This is a genomic window from Levilactobacillus suantsaii, from assembly GCF_004115745.1.
Lineage (GTDB): Bacteria > Bacillota > Bacilli > Lactobacillales > Lactobacillaceae > Levilactobacillus > Levilactobacillus suantsaii.
On sequence record NZ_QXIL01000051.1, the window covers coordinates 1 to 1,957 of the forward strand.

The 1,957-nt window shown below is 38.9% G+C and carries 3 protein-coding genes; 1 reads left to right on the forward strand and 2 read right to left on the reverse strand.

Annotation, left to right across the window (positions count from 1 at the left end):
- Positions 1–783: DUF3324 domain-containing protein (locus DXH47_RS11430; RefSeq protein ID WP_137975631.1), on the forward strand; the 783-nt coding region annotated here is incomplete at its 5' end.
- Positions 784–1,249: 466 nt separating this feature from the next.
- Here DXH47_RS11430 and DXH47_RS11435 read toward each other — a convergent pair.
- Positions 1,250–1,552 carry a type II toxin-antitoxin system YafQ family toxin gene (locus DXH47_RS11435; RefSeq protein ID WP_005917927.1) on the reverse strand — a complete coding sequence of 101 codons (303 nt, stop codon included), beginning with the start codon at positions 1,550–1,552 and terminating at the stop codon, positions 1,250–1,252.
- Positions 1,542–1,820 carry a plasmid mobilization protein gene (locus tag DXH47_RS11440; protein ID WP_003625288.1) on the reverse strand — a complete coding sequence of 93 codons (279 nt, stop codon included), beginning with the start codon at positions 1,818–1,820 and terminating at the stop codon, positions 1,542–1,544. The genes DXH47_RS11435 and DXH47_RS11440 overlap by 11 nt, the downstream gene beginning before the upstream one ends.
- Between the last annotated feature and the right edge of the window lie 137 nt (positions 1,821–1,957).

A 1,957-nucleotide genomic window follows, 5' to 3' on the forward strand; every position in this document is an offset into this window, starting at 1 on the left:
GGTGTGGTAGCTTATCAGCGGGCGACTGAAAATAAAAGTGCGGATTTGCCGTATGATTTAGCCAAACTGGTGACGACTGACCAGTCCGAAGTTAAGCTGGATAAGGGACAAGTTAAGACCGTCAAGTTTCAAATCAAGATGCCGGCCAAATCGTATGACGGTATCTTGGCTGGTGGGCTGACTTTCTTGAAAAAGGCAACGGCCGCTGAAACAAAAAAGGCGGTCGCGGTCAATAATCAGTATGCCTATACTGAAGCCGTTGTTCTGCATGGTGATCGCGATTTGACGACGAACCACCTCACGATGAACAAGATCACGGTCGAGCAACTCAACGGCCGCAACGTCATCAACTTTCCGTTAGTGAACCACACGGCGGCCTACTTGAATAAGGTCCAAACGAAGATCAAGATTTACCATCGTGGCGGCCAAAAAGTAGTCTACCATCAAAATTTGACTAACGGTCAGATGGCACCCAGTTCAATCTACAAATTACCGGTGCGAACCGGACAAAACGCTCTGAAGGCTGGCAAGTACACCGCAGTCGTCAAGGTCAAATCCAAGAAGCAGCACTGGCAATTTAAGCAGAACTTCGTGATTACGCAGGGCGAGGCCACTAATCTGAATCATACGGCGGTCTTGAAGCAGGGCCCTAACTGGTGGCTGTATATCGGCATTGGCCTCTTGATTTTACTCTTGATCATCTTGCTGATCTGGTACATTCGCCGCAAGCAGAAGAAGATTAAAGAATTAGAAAAACAATTGAATGACAAACGTCAATCATAACCGACTAAATAAGTAGCCACATCTTGACCAGCATGGTCTTGAGTGGGTACTTATTTTTTTGTTGTAATCACAATAATCATTAGGTGGTTTATTAGTAAAAGCGGTATACTTATCATTAATATGAAATATATAAATAAATGATTAAAGTGAAAAAGCGAGTAAGGATTTGGGGTGATGGAAAATGCAAAAACGACGGTTACAACGTGCACGTTTGACTGAAAAAAGAACTTATAAAATGTACAAAAAAGGGCGTTTCTGGTCTGCCTATAACAGAGAATAATAGTGGCACAGTCTAAAATACATGATGTGTTTGAGAAAAACTTTCAAATAAGCTTTGTCCCTATATTAGGGACTATAATTAACAAATAACCCCTCAAAAACATTGAAAGAATAGCCCCCAATATCTACATTGTAGATATTGGGGGCTATTTTAATTTATTTTTTTATAAGTGCCCCTAAACTATAGCTATTGATTCAAGATTTCATGGGAGCCAGTTGCAACCAATAACAAAATCAATTCATCATGATCTAGCTGATAAATAACAATCCAGTTGTCATAATTTTTACCATAGTTTCCATATCTGGCAGGGTGAAATTCACGATAGCCACGCCAATTTCCTTTTAATGCATGATCTTTAATCTGTTTCAAAACAAGTACATCTTGTTCAACAATTGCTTCTAAACAAGGCTTCAAGACAGTTATTGGGAAATGTTTTTTGACTAGTTTTTTTAATTCACGTTCAAAAGATTTGGTCTGTTTAATTTGCATCTAACTTATCGATCCAATCTTCAAAGTCAGTCAATGAACCAATGTTTTTGACCTGCCCTGTTTCTGCTTCTTTTTTAGCGGCTAAGGCTTCCGGAGAATCTAAAAAGCTGACTAATCGAACTTCATTATTGGCCGCTTTAACTAACGATAAGCGTATATACTCAGAAACGGTTAGCCCTTGTTTTGCTAGATTAGCTTTAGCCCGTTCACTAATGTCAGGTGTTACACGAGTTGAAATTGTCTTGTTTTTAATAATAGTATTACTCATTCTAATCCGCCTCCTTTAAGTTTACCATCGTACTACATTATAATATTCGATTTTTAGGTTTTCTGCAACTAAATTAATTTTAAAGTAAAGGAACTAACAGCTTATGCAACAAGTTGTCTTACCCATCAAAGATTCAA